This is a genomic window from Blastomonas sp. UPD001 (assembly GCF_003426715.1).
In the GTDB taxonomy this organism is placed as follows: Bacteria; Pseudomonadota; Alphaproteobacteria; order Sphingomonadales; family Sphingomonadaceae; genus Blastomonas.
The window spans coordinates 1,124,039-1,146,767 of record NZ_QKVT01000001.1 but is presented as its reverse complement, the minus strand read 5'-3'; the positions used below and the strand labels follow the sequence as shown (position 1 = coordinate 1,146,767).

General features: G+C 65.6%; 22 protein-coding genes and 2 pseudogenes. 21 read left to right on the top strand and 3 right to left on the bottom strand.

Going from position 1 to position 22,729, the window contains the following annotated elements; all coding sequences use genetic code 11:
* Window positions 1–115: 115 nt before the first annotated feature.
* From DM995_RS05640 to DM995_RS05585, 13 genes are all read left to right on the top strand, one after another.
* Window positions 116–1,030: a heme o synthase gene (locus DM995_RS05640; protein ID WP_116970343.1), complete on the top strand. Its 915-nt coding sequence runs from the start codon at window positions 116–118 to the stop codon at window positions 1,028–1,030.
* Window positions 1,027–1,185: a cytochrome c oxidase system small membrane protein gene (locus DM995_RS21700; protein ID WP_023837115.1), complete on the top strand. Its 159-nt coding sequence runs from the start codon at window positions 1,027–1,029 to the stop codon at window positions 1,183–1,185. Before DM995_RS05640 ends, DM995_RS21700 begins: the two co-directional genes overlap by 4 nt.
* A complete protein-coding gene (locus tag DM995_RS05635) occupies window positions 1,182–1,757 on the top strand; it encodes a cytochrome c oxidase assembly protein (protein WP_023837114.1) in 576 nt (191 codons plus the stop codon). The genes DM995_RS21700 and DM995_RS05635 overlap by 4 nt, the downstream gene beginning before the upstream one ends.
* 42 nt (window positions 1,758–1,799) lie before the next feature.
* Entirely contained in the window at window positions 1,800–2,615 is an 816-nt protein-coding gene (locus DM995_RS05630; RefSeq protein WP_023837113.1) for a cytochrome c oxidase subunit 3, read from the top strand.
* 18 nt (window positions 2,616–2,633) lie between these two features.
* Window positions 2,634–3,146, top strand: coding sequence for a DUF3291 domain-containing protein (locus tag DM995_RS05625; protein ID WP_116968774.1), 513 nt, complete (start codon window positions 2,634–2,636; stop codon window positions 3,144–3,146).
* Window positions 3,139–3,531, top strand: a complete 393-nt coding sequence (locus tag DM995_RS05620) for a DUF983 domain-containing protein (protein WP_116968773.1) — start codon at window positions 3,139–3,141, stop codon at window positions 3,529–3,531. The genes DM995_RS05625 and DM995_RS05620 overlap by 8 nt, the downstream gene beginning before the upstream one ends.
* A complete protein-coding gene (locus DM995_RS05615; protein ID WP_116968772.1) occupies window positions 3,528–4,115 on the top strand; it encodes an SURF1 family cytochrome oxidase biogenesis protein in 588 nt (195 codons plus the stop codon). The genes DM995_RS05620 and DM995_RS05615 overlap by 4 nt, the downstream gene beginning before the upstream one ends.
* A 17-nt stretch (window positions 4,116–4,132) precedes the next feature.
* Entirely contained in the window at window positions 4,133–4,639 is a 507-nt protein-coding gene (locus DM995_RS05610) for a GNAT family N-acetyltransferase (RefSeq protein WP_023837109.1), read from the top strand.
* A 66-nt stretch (window positions 4,640–4,705) separates the two neighbouring features.
* Window positions 4,706–6,121 carry a threonine synthase gene (gene thrC, locus DM995_RS05605; protein WP_116968770.1) on the top strand — a complete coding sequence of 472 codons (1,416 nt, stop codon included), beginning with the start codon at window positions 4,706–4,708 and terminating at the stop codon, window positions 6,119–6,121.
* Between the two features lie 9 nt (window positions 6,122–6,130).
* A complete protein-coding gene (locus DM995_RS05600; RefSeq protein ID WP_116968769.1) occupies window positions 6,131–7,027 on the top strand; it encodes a class I SAM-dependent methyltransferase in 897 nt (298 codons plus the stop codon).
* Between the two features lie 150 nt (window positions 7,028–7,177).
* Window positions 7,178–7,561: a dihydroneopterin aldolase gene (locus DM995_RS05595; protein WP_023837106.1), complete on the top strand. Its 384-nt coding sequence runs from the start codon at window positions 7,178–7,180 to the stop codon at window positions 7,559–7,561.
* Complete coding sequence (locus tag DM995_RS05590; protein WP_116968768.1) at window positions 7,558–8,340, top strand: SDR family oxidoreductase; 783 nt, start codon at window positions 7,558–7,560, stop codon at window positions 8,338–8,340. Before DM995_RS05595 ends, DM995_RS05590 begins: the two co-directional genes overlap by 4 nt.
* A gap of 24 nt (window positions 8,341–8,364) precedes the next feature.
* Complete coding sequence (locus tag DM995_RS05585) at window positions 8,365–8,961, top strand: fasciclin domain-containing protein (protein WP_157973087.1); 597 nt, start codon at window positions 8,365–8,367, stop codon at window positions 8,959–8,961.
* A 213-nt stretch (window positions 8,962–9,174) separates the two neighbouring features.
* Here the strand turns inward: DM995_RS05585 and DM995_RS05580 are convergent, their stop codons facing one another.
* On the bottom strand, window positions 9,175–9,852 hold the full coding sequence (locus tag DM995_RS05580) for a Crp/Fnr family transcriptional regulator (RefSeq protein WP_116968766.1): 678 nt from the start codon (window positions 9,850–9,852) through the stop codon (window positions 9,175–9,177).
* A 265-nt stretch (window positions 9,853–10,117) separates the two neighbouring features.
* Here DM995_RS05580 and DM995_RS05575 point away from each other — a divergent pair.
* From DM995_RS05575 to DM995_RS05555, 5 genes and pseudogenes are all read left to right on the top strand, one after another.
* A pseudogene (locus DM995_RS05575) lies at window positions 10,118–11,498 on the top strand (multiheme c-type cytochrome).
* A gap of 214 nt (window positions 11,499–11,712) precedes the next feature.
* On the top strand, window positions 11,713–13,368 hold the full coding sequence (locus DM995_RS05570; protein WP_353653352.1) for a heme-binding protein: 1,656 nt from the start codon (window positions 11,713–11,715) through the stop codon (window positions 13,366–13,368).
* Between the two features lie 348 nt (window positions 13,369–13,716).
* Window positions 13,717–15,540: a hypothetical protein gene (locus DM995_RS05565; protein WP_232824487.1), complete on the top strand. Its 1,824-nt coding sequence runs from the start codon at window positions 13,717–13,719 to the stop codon at window positions 15,538–15,540.
* Between the two features lie 16 nt (window positions 15,541–15,556).
* Window positions 15,557–19,834 (top strand): LVIVD repeat-containing protein, encoded by a 4,278-nt coding sequence (locus DM995_RS05560; RefSeq protein ID WP_116968764.1) that lies wholly within the window; start codon window positions 15,557–15,559, stop codon window positions 19,832–19,834.
* A gap of 72 nt (window positions 19,835–19,906) precedes the next feature.
* On the top strand, window positions 19,907–20,326 hold the full coding sequence (locus DM995_RS05555; RefSeq protein WP_116968763.1) for a hypothetical protein: 420 nt from the start codon (window positions 19,907–19,909) through the stop codon (window positions 20,324–20,326).
* Window positions 20,327–20,338: 12 nt separating this feature from the next.
* Here DM995_RS05555 and DM995_RS05550 read toward each other — a convergent pair whose 3' ends face one another.
* Entirely contained in the window at window positions 20,339–20,671 is a 333-nt protein-coding gene (locus DM995_RS05550) for a hypothetical protein (RefSeq protein WP_116968762.1), read from the bottom strand.
* The gene (locus DM995_RS05545) at window positions 20,668–20,853 is read right to left on the bottom strand and encodes a hypothetical protein (protein ID WP_116968761.1); all 186 of its coding nucleotides are present in this window, start codon (window positions 20,851–20,853) and stop codon (window positions 20,668–20,670) included. Before DM995_RS05545 ends, DM995_RS05550 begins: the two co-directional genes overlap by 4 nt.
* Window positions 20,854–20,983: 130 nt before the next feature.
* On the opposite strand from DM995_RS05545, the pseudogene DM995_RS05540 reads away from it, so the two are divergent.
* The 3 genes and pseudogenes from DM995_RS05540 to DM995_RS21695 form a co-directional block, all read left to right on the top strand.
* A pseudogene (locus tag DM995_RS05540) lies at window positions 20,984–21,368 on the top strand (S24 family peptidase).
* Between the two features lie 42 nt (window positions 21,369–21,410).
* Window positions 21,411–22,088 (top strand): MBL fold metallo-hydrolase, encoded by a 678-nt coding sequence (locus DM995_RS05535; RefSeq protein WP_116968760.1) that lies wholly within the window; start codon window positions 21,411–21,413, stop codon window positions 22,086–22,088.
* Window positions 22,089–22,185: 97 nt separating this feature from the next.
* Window positions 22,186–22,729 (top strand): SRPBCC family protein (locus tag DM995_RS21695; RefSeq protein WP_198669265.1); only part of this gene is annotated, 544 nt, incomplete at its 3' end.

The window sequence follows — 22,729 nt, the reverse complement described above, 5'->3', positions numbered from 1 at the left end:
GACATTGTCCCATCCGGCCCGGCACCCCTCGACCTAAAGGCGAGGGGTTTGCCATATGGGTAGTGACATGAGCATGACCGAAGCCGTACAGCAGATTCAGGGGCAGAGCGCCGCCATGACCGCCCAGCCGGGCGTGCTCATGCCCGCGCACTGGCGCGATTTCTGGGCGCTGACCAAGCCGGGCGTGATCCGCCTGGTGGTGTTCACCGGGCTGTGCGGCCTGCTCGCGGCTCCCGGCGACATCCATCCTGTCATCGGCTTCGTCGCGATCCTGTGCATCGCGATGGGCGCCGGCGGTGCTGCCGCGCTCAACCAATATTACGAATCCGATCTCGACGCGCTGATGAAGCGCACCGCCAACCGCCCGATCCCGGCGGGACGCATGGACCGCGAGGCCGCGCTGCAGTTCGGCCTGGCGCTGTCGGGCTTCTCGGTGGTCATCATGGGCCTGGCGGTCAACTGGCTCGCCGCTGCGATCCTGGCCTTTTCCATCTTCTATTATGCCGTGATCTACACGATCTGGCTCAAGCCCAACACGCCGCAGAATATCGTCATCGGCGGCGGAGCAGGGGCCTTCCCCCCGGTGATCGGCTGGGCGGCGGTGACCGGCGATGTCACCATGCTGCCGATCCTGCTGTTCTCGATCATCTTCTTCTGGACCCCGCCGCATTTCTGGGCGCTCGCGCTGTTCGTGAAGATGGATTATGCGCGCGTCGGCATTCCGATGATGCCCAATGTCGCGGGCGAAAAGTCCACGCGCCATCAGGTGTTCGGTTATTCGCTGGTGCTGCTTGCCACCGTGATGGCTCCGGCGGCGCTCGGCCTGGTCGGCTGGACCTATGGCATCAGCGCGTTCGTGCTGTCGGCGATCTTCGTCGCGCTCGCTGCGCGCGTCGGCTTCCGCACGGCGGGCGAGGGTGACAGCCTGAAGCCCGAAAAGCAGCTGTTTGCCTATTCGATCGTCTATCTGTTCCTGATCTTCGCCGCCGTGGTCGTCGACCGCGCCGTCGTTCCGGTGATCGCGGGATGACCGATCGGCCCACGCCCGATTTCAACGATCCCGAGGTGCTCGCGCAGCTGCGCGCGCGCCAGCGCAGCCGCGCGCTATTCATGGCGGGCATTCTCGTCGCGCTGTGCGTGCTCTTCTATGTCATCACCATCGTCAAGATCGGGGTGTGGGGATGAACGCAGCGACCATCAGCCCCGAAATGGCGCGTCGCAACCGGCGCGCAGGCATTATCGCACTGTGCCTTGCGATCGGCATGCTGGGCCTCGGCTATGCTGCCGTGCCGCTCTATCGCATTTTCTGCGAGGCGACCGGCTTCGGCGGAACGACGATGAAGGTCAGCGAAGCCGCCGCCGCCAATGTCGCCGTGACCAACAAGCCGATCACCATCCGTTTCGATTCGAACGTCTCGTCGGCATTGCCGTGGCGGTTCAAGCCCGAAAACCCGACCGAGAAGATTACCATCGGCGCGCGCGACATGGCGGCGTTCACTGCGACCAATCTGTCGAGCAAACCAGTGACCGGGACCGCGACGTTCAACGTCACGCCGACCCAGGCCGGACGCTATTTCGCCAAGGTGCAGTGCTTCTGCTTTACCGAACAGACGCTTGCCCCCGGAGAGACGGTGCGGATGCCGGTGATCTATTATGTGGATCCCGCGATCCTCACCGATCCGGACACCAAGGATATCGAAGAGATTACCCTCAGCTACACCTTTTACCCGCTGGACCAGGCGAAAAAGGGCAGTTAAGGGCTTAGTTCAAGACGTTAAGGGACGACGGGGACCAGAGAGATGGCCGGAACAAAGAACCACGATTATCATATTCTTCCCCCCAGCATCTGGCCGTTTGCCGGATCGATGGCGGCACTCGTCATGGCGGTGGGCGCCATCCTGTGGATGCACAGCATGGATACCTCGGGCATCGTCTTCTATGCCGGTGTCGCCGGCGTGATCGGCACGATGTACGGCTGGTGGGCGCAGGTCGTGAAGGAAGCGCATGCGGGCGATCACACCCCGGTGGTGCAGCTGCACCTGCGCTATGGCATGATCCTGTTCATCGCTTCCGAAGTGATGTTCTTCGTCGGTTGGTTCTGGGCCTGGTTCGATTTCTCGCTCTTCCCCTCGACCGCGGACGTGATCGGCGGCGTGTGGCCGCCCAAGGGCGTCGAAGTGCTCAATGCCTTCGAACTGCCGCTGCTCAACACGCTGATCCTGCTTTGCTCGGGCACCACGGTCACCTGGGCGCACCATTCGCTGATCAACGGCGACCGCGACGGCCTGATCAAGGGCCTGTGGCTCACGATCATCCTCGGCGTCGTGTTCAGCTGCGTGCAGGCCTATGAATATTCGGTCGCGCCGTTCCCGTTCAAGGACCTGAACTATGGTTCGTCCTTCTACATGGCGACCGGTTTCCACGGCTTCCACGTGCTGGTCGGCACGATCTTCCTGATCGTCTGCCTGGTGCGCGCGTACAAGGGTCACTTCACCCCCAAGCAGCATTTCGGCTTCGAAGCCGCTGCCTGGTACTGGCACTTTGTCGACGTGGTGTGGCTGTTCCTCTTCCTGGTCATCTATGTCTGGGGTGGCTGGGGCGCTGCAACCCACTGATAATCTCGAGACCCCGTGATGACCGATCAGCCTGGCTGGCATATCGCCCAGATCAATGTCGCCCGGCTGATCGCGCATCCCGATGACCCGGCGGTGGCCGGGTTCATGGGGATGCTCGACGGCATCAATGCCCTGGCCGAACAGTCCGACGGCTATATCTGGCGGTTGCAGGGCGACAGCGGCAATGCCGTGGACCTGCAGCCGACCCCCGACCCGCGCTTCGTCGTCAACATGTCGGTCTGGCGCGATCCCGCCAGCCTGTTCGACTTCGTCTATCGCAGCGCGCATACCCCGGTGATGGCGCGGAGGCGCGAATGGATCGAGCGGATGGACAATGCCTATCAGGCGCTCTGGTGGGTGCCCGCGGGCCATGTCCCCAGCGTCGACGAAGGGCTGGCCGCATTGTGGCGGCTCGACAGATTCGGTCCCAGCCCGCACGCGTTCACCTTCAAGCACCAGTTCCCGCAACCGGGCGTCGTGACGCCGCCCGTCGACTGGAACCCCGATCCCTGGTGCATGGGACGTGCCTGAGGGCACGAGCCCGCGCTCGCCGCTGATCCAGGCTGCGCTCACCGGCGAGTGCCCGGTCTGCGGATCGCGCACATTGTTCGCGGGATGGGTCCGCTTCGCCCCACGGTGCCGCGCCTGCGGGCAGGATTTCACCGCCTATAATGTCGGCGACGGGCCTGCGGCGTTCCTCATTCTCGTCATCGGCGCGCTGATCTCCGCCCTTGCCGTGGTTCTGCAGGTTCAGGCGAGCCCGCCCTTCTGGGTGCATATCCTGCTCTGGGTGCCGCTGACCTTCGCCCTGGTGATCCTGAGTTTGCGTGTCTCCAAGGCGGCGATGCTGATCCACGAGGCACGCGCCGAGGTGCGCGAGGGACGGCTCGACGACGGCCGCCAGGACGCGCGATGAAGCGGCTTCCCCTGATTCCCACGCTCGTCGTCGGCATCGCCATTGCGATCATGATCGGTCTGGGCATCTGGCAGCTTCAGCGCATGGCGTGGAAAGAGGCGCTGCTCGCCGAATATCGCACCGCCGTCGACAGGCCGCCGGTCGCCTGGCCCGTGGTGCCCGATGCGAGTGCGCTGCCGCTCTATCGCCGATCGAGCGTCCATTGCCTCGAGGTCGCGGGCTGGCGCTCGTCGAGCGGGCGCAGCGCGTCGGGCGCATCGGGCTGGGTGCATATCGCTTCGTGCCGCACCGGTGCCGAAGGGCCTGGCGCGCAGGTCGTCGCCGGGTGGTCGCAGCGTCCCGACAATCCTGCCTGGTCCGGTGGGCCGGTGAGCGGCATCATTGCGCCGGACAGTAATGCGCTGATCCGCCTGGTCGCCGCGCCCCCGGTTGCGGGGCTGCAGCCCGTCCAGAAGCCTTCGCCCGAGGACATTCCCAACAACCATTGGGCCTATGCGGTACAATGGTTTTTATTCGCTGGCATTGCTGCCGTTATATATGGTCTGGCAGTCGCAAGGCGGACACGATCCCCCATGTCCGCGTGACGCCGCAAGGAGAGACCATGCAGGGCGGACATTATTACGGCTTTCATCGGGTCACCCATTCGGACCTGCCGATGCTCGAGCAATGGCTGAAGACTCCCGAGGTCGAGCAATGGTGGGGTGACCCCGCCCATGAGCTGCAGCTGATCATCGAGGATATGGACAATCCCGACATGGTGCAGCTGATCGGCATGCTCGATGGCCATCCGATCGCCTATATCCAGCATTTCGAGGTGCACGCCTGGCCGCAAAAGCATCTGCAGGACCTGCCGCAGGGCGCGCGTGCGGTCGATTGCTTCATCGGCATCCCCTCGCTGATCGGCAAGGGCCATGGCGCCCGGCTGCTCGCGATGCTCGCCAAGCAGCTCAATGCGCAAGGCGTGCGCGTGCTGTGCATCGATCCCGATCCGGAGAACCAGCGCGCGCGCAACGCCTATGTGAACGCCGGTTTTGTCGAGCACGGGCTGATCGAAACGCCCGAAGGTCCGGCGGTGCTGATGTTCTATGAAAGCCCCGAAGAGGACTGAGCGGGGCCCGTCTCCCATAACGCATTGGTTGCATGCAGGGGGCAGGACCGCTAACGGGTCCACCCCATGGACTATATCAGCACCAGGGGGGAAGCCGCGGCGCTCGATTTCGAGGGCGTGACGCTGGCAGGTTTGGCAAGCGATGGCGGGCTGTACGTCCCGCGCACCTGGCCGAAATTCACGCATGCCGAGATCGCCGGCATGGCCGGGCTGTCCTATGTCGAGCTCGCCGTGCGCATCATGACGCCCTTCGTCGCTGGCAGCCTGAGCGAGGACGAGCTGCGCGGCCTGTGCGAGGCGGCCTATGGGCGCTTCTCGCACAAGGCGGTGACGCCGCTGGTGCAGGTCGATGAGAGCAACTGGCTGCTCGAGCTGTTCCACGGCCCCACGCTGGCGTTCAAGGATGTCGCGCTGCAACTTCTCGGCCATCTGTTCGAGCGCTTCCTCTCGAACCGCGACACGCATCTGACGATCGTCGGCGCGACCTCGGGCGATACCGGATCGGCAGCGATCGATGCGGTGGCCGGGCGCGAGAAGGTCGATATCTTCATGCTCCACCCCGATGGCCGCGTCTCCGACGTCCAGCGGCGGCAGATGACCACGGTGCTCGCGCCCAATGTCCACAATATCGCGATCGACGGCAGCTTCGACGATGCCCAGGCGATGGTGAAGCGCATGTTCGGCGATCCCGATTTCGCCGGACGCTTCAGCCTGTCTGCGGTCAATTCGATCAACTGGGCGCGGCTGATGGCGCAGATCGTCTATTATTTCGCCGCCGCGCTGCAGCTCGGCGCGCCGCACCGCCCGGTCGCCTTTTCGGTGCCGACGGGCAATTTCGGCGACGTGTTCGCGGGCTATGTCGCAGCACAGATGGGTCTGCCGGTGGCGCGGCTGATCGTCGCGACCAACGTCAACGACATCCTCCACCGCGCGATCAGCGCGGGCGACTATTCCGCCGGCAGCGTGACGCCGACCGCGGCCCCTTCGATGGATATCCAGGTCAGCTCGAATTTCGAGCGGCTCCTGTTCGACCTCGAAGGCCGCGATGGCGCGCTGACCGCGGCGCGGATGAAGGGCTTCGAAAGCAGCAAGGCGATGCAGCTTTCGCCCGCGATGCGCGCTGGTGCCGAAGCATTGTTCTCGAGCGCGCGGATCGATCCCGAGGAAATGGGCATCGCCATGCGCCGTGCCTGGGACGAGGCCGGGCAGATGATCGATCCGCACACCGCGATCGGGCTGGGCGCCGCGCACCGCCTGCAGGATGCGGGCACGATCGACCGCGCGATCCCCTGCGTCACGCTGGCGACCGCGCACCCCAGCAAGTTCCGCGATGCGGTCGAGCGCGCCACCGGCCTGCGCCCGCGCCTGCCTGCACGCGTCGGCGACCTGTTCGAGCGCGCCGAGAAGTTCGACAAGCTGCCCGGCGACTACACCGCGGTGCGCGACTATATCGCCGAGCGCGCGGTCCCGGCAAAGGGCTGACGCGCGCGCATGGCCGAGTTCGACCCGCAACCGCTGCTGATGATCGGCGAACCGCGCGCGGACTACACGCTGATCGACAGCGGCGGCGGGCGCAAGTTCGAGTCCTACGGGCCGTACCGCTTCATCCGCCCGGAACCGCAGGCGATGTGGCCGACGCGGTTGCCTGACTGGGATGCCGATGGCGCGTTCATTCCCGGATCGGACGAGGATGGCGGCGGGCGCTGGCAGCTCGAGCCGACCGTGCCGCGCGAAGGCTGGTCGCTCGCGTGGGAAGAGGTGCGGCTGACCGCGCTCAACACCCCGTTCCGGCATCTCGGCTTCTTCCCGGACATGGACCCGGTCTGGCGCTGGTTGCGCGGGCATATCGCCGCGCACAAGGGCGAGGAGCGGGCGAGGGCGCTCAACCTGTTCGGCTATACCGGCGTCGGCACACTGGCGATGGCGGCCGCCGGGGCCGAGCTGACGCATGTCGATGCCTCGAAGAAATCGGTCGCGGCCGCGCGCGCCAATGCCGCGCTGTCGGGGATGGAGGACCTGCCGGTGCGCTGGCTGGTCGACGATTGCGTCAAGTTCGCCGCGCGCGAGGTGCGCCGGGGCAGGCGCTATGACGCGATCCTGCTCGATCCGCCCAAGTTCGGACGCGGCCCCGAGGGCGAGGTGTGGAAGCTCGAGGAGCATTTGCCCGCGCTGATCGCCGATTGCCGCAGGCTGCTCGACGAGCGCTCGTCCTGCCTGTTCCTCACCGTCTATGCGGTGCGCATGTCGGCGCTGGCGCTGGGCGAACTGCTCGCGGCGCATTTCGCCGATCTGCCGGGACGGATCGAGATCGGCGAGCTGGCGGTGCGTGAGAAATCGGGTGGGCGCCTGCTGCCGACCGCGATCTTCGCGCGCTGGTCGAACGGGTGAAACACTTGCGCTCAGCCGTGCAATTTGCCAACGCGCTGGGCAGCTGAAAATCCCCTCGTCATTCCCGCTTCTGCTGCGACGGCAAGAGACAAGCGGGACCCCCGCGTGCACGGGGGTGACGATGAAGACATACTAGAACAGGCCCAGCATTTGACCGACACCCAACCCGATAGCCTGATCCTCGAGGTCGCCGATTTCGACGTCAACGTCCTGACCGGCATCTATTCGGAAGAGACCAAGCTGCCCCAGCCGCTGCGCTTCACCATCTGGGCGGAGATGCGGGCGCAGGACCATTATGCGCCCGACACGCCGCTCAGCGCATCCAAGAACTACATGGACCTCAAGCACGCGGCCTCGACCGCCTTGCCTGAAGGTGTGCATTTCACGCTGATCGAGGCGGTGGCCGATCATGTCATCGAGACGCTGTTCCTGCAGGATCCGCGCATCTGGCGGCTCAAGGTGAAGATCATCAAGCTGGCGATTGCCGAAGCGGGCGAATCGATCGGCATCACGCTGACCCGGACGCGCCGGTGAGCGGCAAGCCCGCCCCGCTGGCGCTCGTCACCGGCGGCTTTCGCCGGGTGGGGGCTGCCATCGCGATGGAAATGGCGCGCGCGGGCTACGCCCTGGCCCTGCATGGGCGCAGCGATCTGACGCCCGAGCCCGAGCTCGCTGCGACGCTGGAAGCGCAGGGTACCGACTGGCAGGGCTATGCCGCCGATCTGGCCGATTGCGATGCCCCGCAAGGCCTGATCGACCGGGTGACCGCGCATTTCGGTCGCGCGCCCGACCTGCTCGTCAACAATGCCTCGCTGTTCGAATATGACGACTGGCAGAGCATGTCGGCGCAGATGCTGGCCGATCATTTCGCGGTGAACCTGTTCGCGCCGATGCTGCTGACGCGCGCGGTCGTGGCCGGGGCAGGTGAGGGGGTCGTGCCCGTGATCGTGCAGATCATCGACCAGCGCGTGCGCAATCCCAATGGCGACCAGCTCAGCTACACCCTCTCCAAGCAGGCGCTGGCCGAATCGATCCGAACATTGGCGCGGGCGTTCGGCGCGAAAGCGCGGGTCAATGGCGTCGCGCCCGGCCTGACGCTGGCGACCAGCGATTATGACGATGCGCAGATGGCGCGCCTTGCCGAGCGCATGCCGCTGCACCGCCTGTCGGCTCCGGGAGACATTGCGCGCGCCGTGCGTTATCTGGCCGGGGAGCCTGCGATTACCGGCCAGTTGCTTTTCGTCGATGGCGGTGCCCATATGCTCAGCCTGGAGCGCGACTTCGTCTTCTTGGACAAGCAGCACGAGGCCTGATCGCGCGATGATTTGGAGACCGACATGCGTTTGACTGCCACAGCATCCCTTCTGACGCTGACCCTGATGGTCGCGGGCTGCGGCAGCCATGATGGCGGCGGCGATCCGGTCAAGCGGGTCGATCCGGCCAGCCTCGAGGTCAAGGAGGCGGCCGCCGACGAACCCGATGCCATCCTGCGCGTCGACGAGGTGGTGCTGCGCAACCCCGATCTGTCGACGCTCGCGCGCGCGATCAAGGCGGCGGAATTGAGCGCTGCGCTGGCGGCGGACAAGCCGATGACGCTGTTCGCGCCCGACAATGGCGCGTTCGACAAGCTGGGCGTCGATGCGCTCGCCGACCTGCTGCTGCCCGAGAACAAGGCGCGCCTGGCGGCGGTGCTCAATTATCATATCATCCCCGGCCGGCTGACGGCGGCGGACCTGCGCAAGCAGATCGGCGACAAGGGTGGTAGCATCGAACTCACCACGCTGCAGGGCGAGACGATCAACGCCTCGATCGAGCTCGACCAGGTGCGGCTGGCCGATTCCGGCGGCGATGTCGGTTCGATCCAGCAGGCCGACCTGGCGGCGAGCAACGGCATGGTGCACGTGATCGGCCAGGTGCTCGAGCCGCAGCAATAGCCTGATCGAGCGGTTTGCTCGCTACGTCCCTCGACTTCGCTCGGGACAAACGGACGTAGTCAAACCAGGCTCGTCGTGTTCCGTGTCCTTCACGACCTAAATCGACCAGTAGCCGAGTGGTTTGCCGGGAGCCATGGTCGGTTCGACGTGGACTCTCTCTCCGTTTGTCCCGAGCGAAGTCGAGGGACGAGATGTGCTGCCCTGGCGGTAAACTCAACCGCCCGCGAGCGCCGCGTTCGCCGCGCGCAGCTTGCCCTCGAGTGCCTGGTTGATCTGGCGCTCGATCACCGTGCGCGCGTCGGGGTGCAGTTCCAGATATTGCCGCAGCTTGGGGGCGGAAACGCACCAGAAGCGGCTGTCGGTGGCGAGCGTGACCGTGCCGGTGGCAGGCTCGCCGCTGAGCGCCGTCGCATCGCCGATCAGGTCGCCGCTGGTGACGCTGCCGACATGCGCGCCGTGCAGCGAAATCTCCGCCTCGCCGTCATGCAGATAGAACAGATGGCTGATCGCCTCGCCCTCGTTGATCAGCACCTCGCCGGCGCGACCGGTGATCCAGTTGCCCTGGTCCATCAGATGGCGTGCTCCGGCGCGGGTCATCTCGCCCATGAAGCTGGCGCGCAGCGCCTCTTCCTCGGCGGAGAAGCGCGAGCCGCGCTCGGCCATCAGATAGCGCAGCAGCATCGACGCGCCGATCACCAGCAGCACGAGAAACCACAGGGCAAGGCCGAGATCATTGGCAAAGCCCAGAGCATAGCCGAGCCCGGCGAGGGCCGAGAGCACGATGCCGAGTCGCATCCAGGGCATCGGCGGCGCGATCAGCGCGATCGCCAGGATCATGAACGACAGATGCCCGAGCCATGCGCCATTTGCGAATCCCAAGCCGAGTGTCATCACTGCCCTCCCTTATCTATCGGTGACCATGGCAAATATGCTGCGCTGCGGCAAGCATGGCGGCGGAAAGGAGAGGCCCGTCCGCGCCCGCAGATTTTTGCGGCGTGACCTGAAGGATTGCCTTGAAACTGCTGGACGAACCGGCGATAAGAGACGGCAAGACAAGACTAAGGGGTCGCATCGTTAGTCTATCGGGGGCCGGTTCCTCACGGAGCCGGGGGTAAAAGCGACGATGCACAAATCATGGCTTTGGGCCGTTCAACGCGTGGGTGGAATCCGTGCCGCAATCGCAGGCATGGCCTGTCTTGCTCTGGCGATCGGCGCTTTCTTCATCGCGAATTTCGCAGCCGCCGAACGGCTGGAGGCGCAGGGCGCCAGCATGGCGGCGCGCGGCACGCATATGGGCGTGGGCAGCTGCGCCGGATCGACCTGTCATGGACGCAACGAGGCCGATGGCGAGGTTGTGCGCCAGGACGAATTGTGGCGCTGGCAGGAAGAATCGACCCCCGGCGGCGCGCATAGCCGCGCCTTCCGCGTTCTGGGCGAGCCGCGCAGCCTGGCGATCGGCAAGAAGCTGGGCATCGGCGATCCGCGCTCGGCCGCGATGTGCCTCGGCTGCCATTCGACCCCGGCAGCGTCCAGGGGTCCGCGGTTCCAGGTCCGGCGTAAGCTGCGAAGCCTGTCACGGCGCGGCGTCGGGCTGGCTGTCGAGCCATTATGCTACCGGCACTAGCCATGCGCGCAACGTGTCGCAGGGCATGATCCCGCTCGAAAGCGCGCAGGCGCGCGCGGGCGTGTGCCTCGACTGCCATCTGGGCAACGATGCGCCCGGCCAGTTCGTCAATCACCGGATCATGGCGGCGGGGCATCCGCGAATCTCGTTCGAGCTCGACCTGTTCTCGACGCTGACCCAGCACCATGACGAAGATGCCGATTACCGCCAGCGCAAGGGCAAGACCAACAGCATGCGCATGTGGGCCGTGGGCCAGGCGATCGCGCTCGAGCGCTCGCTGAGCCTGTTCGGCAAGCCCGGTATCGGCCAGGAAGGCGTCTTCCCCGAATTCTACTTCTTCGACTGCCATAGCTGCCATCGCCGCATCTTTGACGAGGAAGATGCGCGGCCCACCAAGCTTGCCAACCCGGGTCGCCCGATCCCGACCGGCATGCCGCCTTACAATGACGAGAACATGATCATGCTCTCGGCAGCGGTGCGGATCGCTGCACCCGGGCTCGCGCAGCAGTATGAATCGCAGGCGCGCGCCTTCCATGCCGCGATGGCGCAGGGTCGCGGTCCGGCGGTCGAGGCGGCCAACCGGCTGCGCCAGACCGCGATGGCATTGGCAGATCAGTTCAGCCGCAGCGATTTCACCCGCGCGCAGACCTTCTCGATCATGGAAGCGATTGCCAGCGAGGCGATCAGCCCGCGCTATACCGATTACGAAGGCAGCGTGCAGGCGGTGATGGCGGTCGATACGCTGCTCAGCGGTCTGGTGAACCAGGGTCAGGTCTCGGGGGGCGCCGCGACGTCGCTCAGGGCGCAGATCAATCAGGCCTATGCCGCCGTGGCAGAGCCCAATGGCTACAAGCCGCTCGAATTCCGCCGGGCGCTGGGGGGCGCAGTGCGGACCATCCGGTCGCTGCAATAAGACCGGCTGGGCAGGGAGATGACCGAAGTGGGACGTTTTGGTGAGTTCAGTTCAGGGATGGCAGGCCGGGTCGCATCCGGGCGGAGTGTGCGCGCATGATGCGAATTGGCAAGGTTACGGCATCGCTGGCGGCAATGGCGCTGGTGCTGAGCTCCTGCGGGGGCGGCAATAGCAGCGGCACCACGCCCGCGCCCAGCCCGACGCCACCAGCGCGATGACCGAGGCGGGGCTGAACAACCCGTTCGTCGATGCGCAGGGTCTGGATGTGCCCGCGGAAATGGCGTCGATCTCCAAGGCGGTGACCGGTGCCTATCTGTCGAGCGGCGGCAATGCCTTCTCGACCCGCACCGCAAGCCAGATCGTCCAGCAGCATTTCCCGCCCGCGCCATCGACTCGCGGGCTGGAGAGCGGCCCGCTGTTCGGGGTGCAGTTCAGCCAGCTGCCCTGTTCGGACCTGTCGTCGCGCTTCCTCTCGGCCGGTGGGGCCAGCGCGTTCATCGGCCCCAAGCGCTCGCCGCTCGGCCTCGCGGCGGACCCGGGCGGGCTTCCGCTGTACAAGAATGGCGTGGTGGTCGGCGCGATCGGCGTCATGGGCGATGGCGATTACGGCTTCGACCCCAATATCCTCGATGTCGACAATGACGCGGAAGAGGCGATCGCCTTTGCCGGGACGCAGGGCTTTGCCGCCGCGGATGCGATCCGCGCCGACCGGATCACGGTGGACGGCACCACGCTGCGCTTCAGCGATATCACCACCGCCAATATTGGCCCGCTCGCGACCAATTTCGCGGCGATCAACGGCAGCGCCGGGTCTCTCATCGCGGTGCGCGGCTATGCCAATGCGGCGATCATTGCAGGCACGCCCTATGGCACCGAAGCTTCGGGCATCCGCGCGGCGCGCGCGGCCGAGTTCGCGAACAGCGACGCGTTCATCCTGACCGATGGCGCGGGCAACCCGCGCTTCCCGATCCGCGCCGGGACCGACGGCGCATCGGTGACCCAGCCGCTCAGTGCCGCCGAGGTGCGCGCGATCCTGGAAGAGGCGTTCACCGTGCTGACCCGCGCGCGCGCGCAGATTCGCCGCCCGCTCGACAGCCGCATGCAAGCGACGATCTCGGTGGTCGACACGCACGGTCAGGTGCTCGGCATCGTCCGCTCGCCCGATGCGCCGATCTTCGGCACCGACGTGTCGCTGCAAAAGGCGCGCACGGCGATGTTCTTCTCCAACCCCAATGCCGGCGCAAACCTGCTTGCGGCGGGCGGCGGGGTGGCGCCGTTCGTCCAGGCGATGCGCACCTTCCTCAACGATCCGCAGGCGCTGACCGGCAATTTCGCCTATGGCAATCGCAGCGTCGGCAATCTGGCACGGCCCTATTTCCCCGATGGCGAGCTCGGCCGCCCGCCTGGACCGCTCTCGCGCCCAATCGAGGATTTCAACCCCTTCGCCGTGGGGCTGCAGGTCCAGCTCGTCGCGGGCAACATCATCCAGCATGCGCAGTTCGTCGCCGGGGCTTCCGCCACCGACACCGCGCAGCGCTGCACCAGTCTGCCCGATGCGGCGGCCGGGCAGAACCGCTTGCAGAACGGCATCCAGATCTTCCCGGGCGGCGTGCCGATTTATCGCGGCGGTGTGCTGGTCGGGGGCATCGGCGTGTCGGGTGACGGCATCGACCAGGACGACATGGTCGCGTTTCTCGGGCTCAACAATGGCGGTCAGCGCGTCGGATCGGTGGGCAATGCCGCCGCCGATCGCCGCGCTGACCGGGTGGTGGTGAATGTCGGCAACGCCCAGGTGCGCCTGCGCTATGTCAGCTGCCCGTTCGCGCCGTTCCTCGACACCAACACCCAGAACGTCTGCGAGGGTCTGTAGATGACCGTGCCGCTCGTCGCCCTCATCCCGATCGTGGCTTTCGCCGGGACTGGCGATGTGGTCGGCGATCCCATACTCGAGCCTGTGGCCCAGCAGGGGCCGCAGACCGCGATTGCCGCGCTGGTCGCCGCCGATCTGGGGCGCAGCCTCGCCCTGACGCGGATGGCCGAGCAGGCGGAGGTTCCGGCGGCGCCCAGCGCGGTCGCGCCGCGCCTCGCCGTTGCGCCTGCCCCGCACCGGCTCAGTTCGCCCCGCAGGATGGGCGATCCCGGCCTGTTCGATCTGGGGATGGGCGAGGATGAACTGCTGCTCACTGCCGATCAGGAAGCGCCGCCCGCGCCGGGCGCGATGCTGCCGACCCCGCCCGCCGCCGATACCGAGACGATCGATGCCGACGAGGCGCTGATCGACGATCGCCGCCGCCCGGGTCTGGAGAAGAAGCTGCCCGATCGGGTGACGCAGGACAATCCCGGTGCGGTGCGCGCGCCCGCGCCCGAAGCCTTTCCGACCGACGAATTCCCGGTGCCCGACCGCTGGCGCATCGTGACGTCGCTCTGCCCGACCAAGGGCGGCGACCAATCGATCTACGGCCTGTATCCGAACCTGTCGAACGTCTGCCGCTCGAAGCTCGACCCCTATCATCAGAACGTGCTCAAGGGCGACCGGCCGCTTCCGGAGGGCAAGCGCCCGAGTTTCCTGAAGGAGGACGACTGGTTCTTCATCGCCAATGTGGTGTCGGACACCGTGGTCGAGCCGCGCAGCTTCCCGACCCCGGTGGGTGTGCAGACCACGGCGCGGCCGGGCAGCCTCGACGTGTTCGGTCGCGCGGATTCGCTGGTGCTCGCGCAGACCGTGATCGCGGGCTTCTCGCTGCTCAAGGGCGAGACCGCGTACAAGCCGCCCGCGATCGAATATCGCCTCGTGCTGGCCGCGCAGGTCAATTATGTCGATGTCAACGAACGCCGCATCCTGTTCGTCGAGCCCTCGCGCCCGACGCACCGCACCGACCATTTCGTCGGCGTGCAGGAAGCGTTTATCGACTATCACCTCGGCCAGTATGACAGCTCGCGCTACGACTTCATCTCGCTACGCGCGGGTGTCCAGCCGATGCAGGCCGATTTTCGCGGCTTCCTGTTCCAGGACAACCAGCTCGGCATCCGTCTGTTCGGCAACCGCGACAACAACCGCTTCCAGTTCAACCTCGGTGCCTTCTGGCGGCTCGAAAAGGATACCAATTCGGGCCTGAACAGCGTGGTCGACACCCCGCGCGACGACTGGGTGTTCTTCGCCAATGTCTATCGTCAGGACTTTCCGGTGGTCGGCCTGACCAGCCAGCTTTCCGTCACCTACAACATGAACCGCGAAGGCGGGCGCGAGCTCAAGATCGACGACAACGGCTTCCCGGTGCGTCCGGCGCTGCTTGGCGACCTGCGCAGCCGCGAATATGATGTCGTGTATCTCGGCTACGCGATCGACGGCCGTATCGGGCGGATCAACATCACCGGCCAGGCCTATGGCGCGTTCGGCGAGGACCGCAACAGCTTCTTCACCAGCCGCGAGGCCAAGATCCGCAGCTATTTCGGCGCGGCCGAGGTCAGCTACGACAATGACTGGGCGCGCTTCCGGCTGCAAGGGCTGTTCGCCAGCGGCGACGGCAACCCGTATAACGATACCGAGGCCGGGTTCGACGCGATCTTCGAGAACCCGATCTTTGCGGGCGCCGATACCAGCTACTGGATCCGTCAGGTGATCCCGTTTGCCGGCGGCGGCCGCGCGGTCGGCGTCAACACCCGCAACGGCATCCTCAACAACCTGCGTTCCTCGAAGGAGCAGGGCCAGTCGAACTTCAACAATCCGGGCACGGTGCTGCTCGGCGCGGGTGCGGATTTCGATCTCAGCACGACGACCCGGCTGTCGGCGAACGTGAACCATCTGTGGTTCCACAAGACCGACACGATCGAGGCGCTGCGCCAGGAGGGCACGGTGCCCGCATCGATCGGCTGGGATGTCTCGGCGGCGGCGATCTGGCGACCCAATGCCAACCAGAATCTGGTGTTCCGCCTGTCGGGCGCGATCTTCGACCCCTCGCGCGGCTTCCGCGACCTGTTCACCCAATCGGGCAAGTCAGACCTCTTTTATTCGGTGCTTTTCAATGCGATCCTGGCGTACTGACCGGCTGCGCGGCGTTATGCCCGCCTTCAACTGGAAGCTGCTGCTGGCGAGCCTGCTGCTCGCCACCTTCGCTGCGCTTCCCGCCGATCAGCTGCTCGCCTCGGGCAAGGAAAAGGCGCAGAAGGTCAAGTACACGTTCACGCCGCCCGCGCCCGAGAACCAGGAATGGGCCGAGGCCGATGCCAAGAGCGTCGGCTGCCAGTCGTGCCACACCGCCAGCGACCACAAGACGATGCATGCCTCGCCCGCCGTGGTGCTGGGCTGTACCGATTGCCATGGCGGCGATGCCACGGTGATGGGCGACAACGCATGGGGTCGTGACAGCCTGCCGTATCAGGACGCGCTGATGAAGAGCCATGTCCTGCCCAAATATCCGGTGGCGTGGAAATGGCCGAGCTCGGCCAACCCGCAGCGCTCCTACGCGCTGCTCGCCAAGGAAGCGCCCGAGTTCATCCGCTTCGTCAACCCGTCGGATTACCGTGTTGTGCGCGAATCCTGCGGGGCCTGCCATATCGAGATCATCGAGGCGTCCGAACGCTCGCTGATGGCGACCGGCGCGATGCTGTGGGGCGGCGCGGCCTATAATAACGGGATCGTGCCGTTCAAGAACTACATGTTCGGGGAAAGCTTCACCCGCGACGGCAAGCCGGCGATGATCAAGTCCGCCGCGACCGAGCCGGGCGCAGCGCACGGCACGGTGACCGAGGCGGAAAAGGCGCGCGGCGCGCTGCCGGTCATGTATCCGCTGCCGACCTGGCACATCATTCCGCCGGGCGACATCTTCCGCGTGTTCGAGCGCGGCGGTCGCAACATCAACCCGACTTTCCCGGAAATCGGCCTGCCCAACAGCGTCGGCATCATCCAGCGTCTGGAAGAGCCGGGCCGTCCCGATCTCAAGCAGTCGAACCGCGGCCCCGGCACCGGCCTGCGCGTCGCGATTCCGGTTCTGAACATCCACAAGACCCGCTTGAACGATCCGTTCCTGTGGCAGATGGGCACCAACGACCAGCCGGGCGACTACCGCTCCTCGGGCTGCGCGGCGTGCCATGTCGTCTATGCCAATGACCGCGAACCGCGCCACAGCCTGGTCTATGCCAAATATGGTCGCGACGGACAGACGATCACCGACGACCCGACGATCAACAGCCTGACCGAAGGCCAGAAGCGCCCGGGTCGCTATGGCGACTATGACGCGGCCGAGCATCATGAGGAGCATGGCGGAGCAGGCGGCCATGGCGGTGACCATGGCACCACGCTCGCCGAGGGCGCGGATGCGCATGGATCGTCGCATGGCGGCGGCGATGGCCATGGCGCCAAGGCCGGTCATGCCGAAAAGGCGGCGTTCAAGGAAAAGGGCCATCCGCTCAAGCACGCGTTCACGCGGGCGATCCCGACCGCGCAGTGCATGAACTGCCATATGCACCAGCCCAACATCTTCCTGAACAGTTATCTCGGCTACACGATGTGGGATTATGAATCCGACGCGCCGCTGCTGTGGCCGGGGCCGGAGAACCGCGCGCCCAAGCCCGAGGGCATGTCGGAAGAGGATTATCAGCGCATCTACAAGAAGCAGCATTACCCCACCGCCAAGGAAGTGCGCGCGACGCTCGACCGCAATCCCGAGGGCGCATCGCCGCGCGGCCTGTGGTCGGACATCGAGTTCGTGCGCAACGTCTACGACCTCAACACCGAGGCCAAGGACACGCAGTTTGCCGATTATCACGGCCATGGCTGGAACTTCCGCGCGATCCTGAAGCGCGACCGCAAGGGCAACCTGCTCGACGCCGAAGGCAACATGGCGACCTGGGGTACCGATACCGCCAACATGGTCTCGCCCGACGATCCGGAGAAATTCCGCAAGGCGGGTGAGGGCAAGTTCGTCCCCGTCGGGACCAATCCGGGCAAGGCGGTGCACATGATGGACATCCATGCCGAACTCGGCATGCAGTGCGTCGACTGCCATTTCAGCCAGGACGGGCACGGCAACGGGCTGATCTATGGCGAGGTCGCCAATGCCGTCGAGATCGGCTGCAAGGACTGCCACGGCACGGCGGATGCGTACCCCACGCTGTTCACCTCGAACCTCGCTGCGCGGCCCAAGGGCAACAACCTGTCGCTGATCCGTAATCCCGATGGGCAGCGCCGCTTCGAATGGATGAAGGACGCGACCGGTCGGCGCGTGCTGATCCAGCGTTCGGTGCTCGACCCCGAACTGTCGTGGAAGGTCAGCCTGGTCAAGGACGCGGTCAATCCCGACAGCCCCGATTTCAACCCCAAGGCCGCACGCTCCAAGCTGATGGCGAAGGACGGGGCGGAAACCGGCAAATACGGCTTCGGGCTTGCGGTCTCGAAGGAGAACCGCGCGCACGATACCGACAAGATGGCGTGCTTCACCTGCCATCTGAGCTGGACGACCTCGTGCGGCGGTTGCCACCTGCCGATCGAGGCCAACTGGAAGGCCAAGGTCCACAAGTACGAGGAAGACGAGACGCGCAACTATGCGACCTACAACCCGCAGGTCGCGCGTGACGAGATGTTCCAGATCGGCCGCCACCAGACGAGCAAGGGCAATATCATCGCCCCGATCCGCTCGACCTCGGCGCTGATCCTGTCCTCGACCAATATCAACCGCGAACGCATCTATGTGCAGCAGCCGCCGATCTCGGCGCCCGGCTTCTCGTCACAGGCTTTCGCGCCGCACTTCCCGCACACGGTGCGCAAGACCGAGACCAAGCAGTGCACCGACTGCCATCTGAGCGAGGCGAACGATAACAATGCGGTGATGTCGCAGCTCCTGCTGCTCGGCACCAATTTCGTCAACTTTGTCGGGCTCAACAGCTGGTTCGGGCTCGAGGGCGGGTTCGAGGCGGTGCGCGTCACCGAATGGGACGAGCCGCAGGCGGTGATCGGATCCTATCTGCACCGCTATGCCTATCCCGATTATTACAAGCAGCATGTCGAGCAGAACGGACGCGAGCTCAAGAACTGGACGCGCGGCCCGATCTTCAGCGACGGCCTGTCGGGCGAAACCCAGGCGCGCGAGGAATTCGCCAATGTCGTCCAGGGCACCGATGGCCGCGTGAACTGCCTGCAGAACCGGGGCGAGTACATGTTCGTCGCGGAAGGCAAGGGTGGTTTCCGCGCCTATGACATCGCCTCGATCGGCAACAAGGGCTTTTCCGAGCGGATCATCCGCGCGCCGTTCTCACCGCTGGGCCATGACACGCATGTGAAGACCACCAACGCGACCTGCATGGCGATCGCGACGACCCAGCCGATCGCTCCGAGCCGCAACACGCCGGAAATGCGCGAGGCCAATCAGGAGCAGCCGTTCCACGCGGTCTATCATTACGCCTTCGTCACCGACAGCGTCGAAGGCCTGATCGCGGTCAATATCGACACGCTGGCCGATGGCGAATTCCGCAACAACTTCTTCAAGCGCACGCTGACCTGGAACCCGGACAATGTGCTGAAGGGTGCGCGGCATATCACGCTGGCGGGCGATTATGCCTATATCACCGCCGATGCGGGGCTCGTGGTCGTACGCCTGTCCGATCCGATCCCGCCCAATGCGCCGCGCGACTATGATTACAGCAAGCTCAACCCGCAGCTGATGGCGGTGCTGCCGCTCAAAGATGCGCGGGCGAGCGCGGTGCAGTTCCGCTATCTCTGGGTCACGGACGCTGACGGCATCAAGCTGTTCGACATCACGCGCCTGGAGGCTCCGGTGGCGGTGCCCAGCGGCACCGTGCGGCTCGCCGATGCGCGAAAGCTCTATCTCGCGCGCACCTTCGCCTATGTCGCGGCCAAGCAGGACGGTCTGGTGATCCTCGATGTCACCAATCCCGAAGCGCCGCGCGAGTATATGCGCTACAATGCCGGGGGGCAGCTCACCGATGCCGAGGACGTGATCGTCGGATCGACCAATGCGACGCTGTTCGCCTATGTCGCCGATGGCCGCAACGGGATGAAGGTGCTGCAACTGACCTCGCCATCGAGCCAGCCCAGTTTCTACGGCTTCTCGCCCGATCCGAGGCCCGAGCTGATCGCGTGGACCCGGACGCCGACGCCCGCCATCGCGGTGGCCAAGGGTCTCGATCGTGACCGCGGCGTCGATGAATCGGGCGGCCAGGTGGCGATCTTCGGACGCCTGGGCTCGCGGCCCTTCAACCGGACCGAGATGGAGAAGCTCTTCCTCAACAAGGCGGGCCGTCCGTACAAGGTCAGCGATACCGTGACCATGGCCGACTGGCTGGGTCCGCGTCCGGCGATGCTCAGCGCGCGGGGGCAGTAAGCCTTGCTGCGGGGGCTGCTGCGCCGCTTGCGAGGCGAGCCGCCCCCGACGAGCCTTCCCGGCAGGGCCGATGTGCTCGTCTCCGCCATCGCCCCGCTGATCGGGAGCGATGCGCTCGCGCTGATCGTGGCGCTCATTCCGGGCAATTTCGGGCTGCGCGACTTGGGCGGCGGCGTGCCGGTCGGTGATGCCGCAGAAACCTGGAATACGGCCAGCCGGGCCCTCGAGCGGCACCAGCCGATCACGCCTTATTATCTCATCGATTTTTTCCGCGAAATGGGGCTGGTGGGTCGTGAATTCAGCGGGCTTGCGCTGTTCGACGCTGCGCTTGCCGAGCAGCTGGCGCGGGCGGCGCAGCAATCGCGCGGGGCCGCGCCGGCCATTGCCCTGTCCGGTTTCGACGGGGACGCTGTTTCCTCGGCCCGATTGCGCTATTCGCGTGCAGACTTGGCCGCCAATGCCGCAGCGATCCGCGAGCGCTGGCAGGATTGAGGCGATTTCAGCTCAATCTGCCTCGACGGTGAGCGCCTCTATGGTCAGCGTCATCGCGGGCGTCCCTTCCTCGCGGCGGTAGATGGCGCTGACGGCAATGTCGGCGACCAGATGGCCTGCGATCTGGAACTCGTGCTCGGGCAGCATGCTGGCCAGCCATTCGCCGGCCGCAACGCCCTCGCGCCCGGTCAGCGTCACGCGCATCACGTGGCGCATGCCGGTGAAGGTTGCGCTGGCCCAGGCGGTGCCGCGATGCTCCTCGAGCTGCGCTTCACCACGGGCGAGCGTCAGCACCGCGCGGATCAGCGCGGTCGCGGGATCGTGGCGAATCTTCTGGTGGATCATGCCTGTTCCTCTCGATTGATGTTCATGAAATGTTCTATTCGATTCCGCAAGGCCTTGCGCGGTTCGCGGCCACGCCGCAGGTCGTCGACCAGACGCGGATCGCCAGCCGACAGGCGGCCGAAGCGGGTGCGCGGCATCCCCGTTTCCCGCAGGAAATTTTCGACCAGGCGCAACAGCGGCATCGGCATTCTCCTTCTAGTCTCGACGCGGGCGACGGCTCGCAGGACGATCGTAGGAATAATCCTATAATTGATTCGGATGATGTAGGAAATATCCTTGAGAAAATCGATCGTGATGCTATATATGTCCCATATGGAACAGGATGTTCGTCAGACGCTGGAGCGGTTGATCGCGGCGCGCGGGGTGAGCTTCGCTGGCGTGTCGCAATTGCTCGGCAAGAACCCCGCCTATATCCAGCAGTTCATCCGGCGCGGTCGAGGGCGATTCCATGGCCCCGACGCTAAACGACGGCGACGACATCCTGGTCGCGATGCACGACGGCGCGGGCTCGCCCCGCCGCGACGGCATCCATGTGCTGCGCATGGACGACGCGCTGATCGTCAAGCGGCTTGCCTTCCGTCCCGACGGGCGGCTGTCGGTAACCTCGGACAATGCGCTCTACCCCAGCTTCCCCGATCTCGCGCCTGAAAGCGTTCATATTGTTGGCCGCGTGATCTGGGCGGGGCGGCGGGTTTGACCGGACTTGCACCCACCGGCCATCCTTGCCACATAGCCTGACATGACCGACGCATCCGCCAACCCCGCCCAGCCGCCGCTTCGCGCGGCGATCATTCCGGTGACGCCGTTGCAGCAGAACTGCACGTTGTTCTGGTGCACCGAGACGATGAAGGGCGCGCTCGTCGATCCGGGCGGCGATCTGCCCAGGCTCAAGGCCGCGGTGGCTCAGGCGGGGGTAACGCTGGAAAAGCTGCTGGTGACGCATGGCCATATCGACCATTGCGGCGAGACCGGAACGCTCGCCAAGGAGCTCGGCCTGCCGATCGAGGGGCCGCACGAGGAAGACCGGTTCTGGATCTCGCGGCTCGATGACGATGGCCGCAATTACGGCATCGCCGGGTCGGTGTTCGAGCCTGATCGCTGGCTGAAGGACGGCGATACCGTCACCGTCGGCAATCTGGTGCTCGACGTGATCCATTGCCCCGGTCACACGCCGGGCCATGTCGTGTTCCACCACGCGCCATCGAAGCTCGCGATCGTCGGCGATGTCCTGTTCCAGGGCTCGATCGGTCGCACTGATTTTCCGCGCGGCAATCACAAGGACCTGATCGATTCGATCACGCAGAAGCTCTGGCCGCTGGGCAACGACACGGTGTTCGTGCCCGGTCATGGGCCGACCAGCAATTTCGGCTTCGAGCGCCAGCGCAACGGCTTCGTGGCCGATCACGTGCTGGCCTGATTTCCCCGGCACGCCGGGTGGGGCGTGGCTTGCACGCCCCCCTTGCCCCGGCGCGCATTCGGCGGCATGGCTGAGCGGTTGATCGAGGGGATAGTCCATGCGCACCGCTTTTGCCGCACTTGCCGCTATGCTGGCCGCCACCACGCTGGCCGCCACGCCCGCCCGGGCCGAGGTCGTCCAGCAGGCCGATAACGGCTTTGTCGTGCAGGCGAGCGTCACCGTCGCGACCGATCCCGATGCGACCTTCGCGATGCTGCGCACGCCCGCCAAATGGTGGGACAAAGACCATACATGGACCGGCAATGCCGAAAACCTGTACATGGATGCGCAGGCGGGCGGCTGTTTCTGCGAGCTGATCCCCAATGAGACGACAACCGAAGGCGGCGCGCCGCAGCGCACCCTGCGCGGCAGCGTGCAGCACATGCAGATCCTCTATGTCGATCCGGGTAGGCTGCTGCGCCTCTCGGGCGCGCTGGGGCCCTTGCAAAGCGAGGCGGTGACCGGCGCGATGACCCTGACGCTCAAGCCCGTCAAGGGCGGCACGCGGATCACCCTGGACTATGTCGTCGGCGGCTTCCTGCGCATGAAGACCGGTGATATCGCGCCTGCAGTCGACAAGGTGCTGGCCGCACAGCTTTCGC

What these genes read in the sequence shown, in the direction of transcription:
- DM995_RS05640 (WP_116970343.1), top strand. Translation starts at nt 116, where the DNA reads ATGACCGCCCAGCCGGGCGTGCTCATGCCCGCGCACTGGCGCGATTTC.
- DM995_RS21700 (WP_023837115.1), top strand. Translation starts at nt 1,027, where the DNA reads ATGACCGATCGGCCCACGCCCGATTTCAACGATCCCGAGGTGCTCGCG.
- DM995_RS05635 (WP_023837114.1), top strand. Translation starts at nt 1,182, where the DNA reads ATGAACGCAGCGACCATCAGCCCCGAAATGGCGCGTCGCAACCGGCGC.
- DM995_RS05630 (WP_023837113.1), top strand. Translation starts at nt 1,800, where the DNA reads ATGGCCGGAACAAAGAACCACGATTATCATATTCTTCCCCCCAGCATC.
- DM995_RS05625 (WP_116968774.1), top strand. Translation starts at nt 2,634, where the DNA reads ATGACCGATCAGCCTGGCTGGCATATCGCCCAGATCAATGTCGCCCGG.
- DM995_RS05615 (WP_116968772.1), top strand. Translation starts at nt 3,528, where the DNA reads ATGAAGCGGCTTCCCCTGATTCCCACGCTCGTCGTCGGCATCGCCATT.
- DM995_RS05610 (WP_023837109.1), top strand. Translation starts at nt 4,133, where the DNA reads ATGCAGGGCGGACATTATTACGGCTTTCATCGGGTCACCCATTCGGAC.
- thrC (WP_116968770.1), top strand. Translation starts at nt 4,706, where the DNA reads ATGGACTATATCAGCACCAGGGGGGAAGCCGCGGCGCTCGATTTCGAG.
- DM995_RS05600 (WP_116968769.1), top strand. Translation starts at nt 6,131, where the DNA reads ATGGCCGAGTTCGACCCGCAACCGCTGCTGATGATCGGCGAACCGCGC.
- DM995_RS05585 (WP_157973087.1), top strand. Translation starts at nt 8,365, where the DNA reads ATGCGTTTGACTGCCACAGCATCCCTTCTGACGCTGACCCTGATGGTC.
- DM995_RS05580 (WP_116968766.1), bottom strand. Translation starts at nt 9,852, where the DNA reads ATGACACTCGGCTTGGGATTCGCAAATGGCGCATGGCTCGGGCATCTG.
- DM995_RS05570 (WP_353653352.1), top strand. Translation starts at nt 11,713, where the DNA reads ATGACCGAGGCGGGGCTGAACAACCCGTTCGTCGATGCGCAGGGTCTG.
- DM995_RS05565 (WP_232824487.1), top strand. Translation starts at nt 13,717, where the DNA reads ATGCTGCCGACCCCGCCCGCCGCCGATACCGAGACGATCGATGCCGAC.
- DM995_RS05560 (WP_116968764.1), top strand. Translation starts at nt 15,557, where the DNA reads ATGCCCGCCTTCAACTGGAAGCTGCTGCTGGCGAGCCTGCTGCTCGCC.
- DM995_RS05550 (WP_116968762.1), bottom strand. Translation starts at nt 20,671, where the DNA reads ATGATCCACCAGAAGATTCGCCACGATCCCGCGACCGCGCTGATCCGC.
- DM995_RS05545 (WP_116968761.1), bottom strand. Translation starts at nt 20,853, where the DNA reads ATGCCGCTGTTGCGCCTGGTCGAAAATTTCCTGCGGGAAACGGGGATG.
- DM995_RS05535 (WP_116968760.1), top strand. Translation starts at nt 21,411, where the DNA reads ATGACCGACGCATCCGCCAACCCCGCCCAGCCGCCGCTTCGCGCGGCG.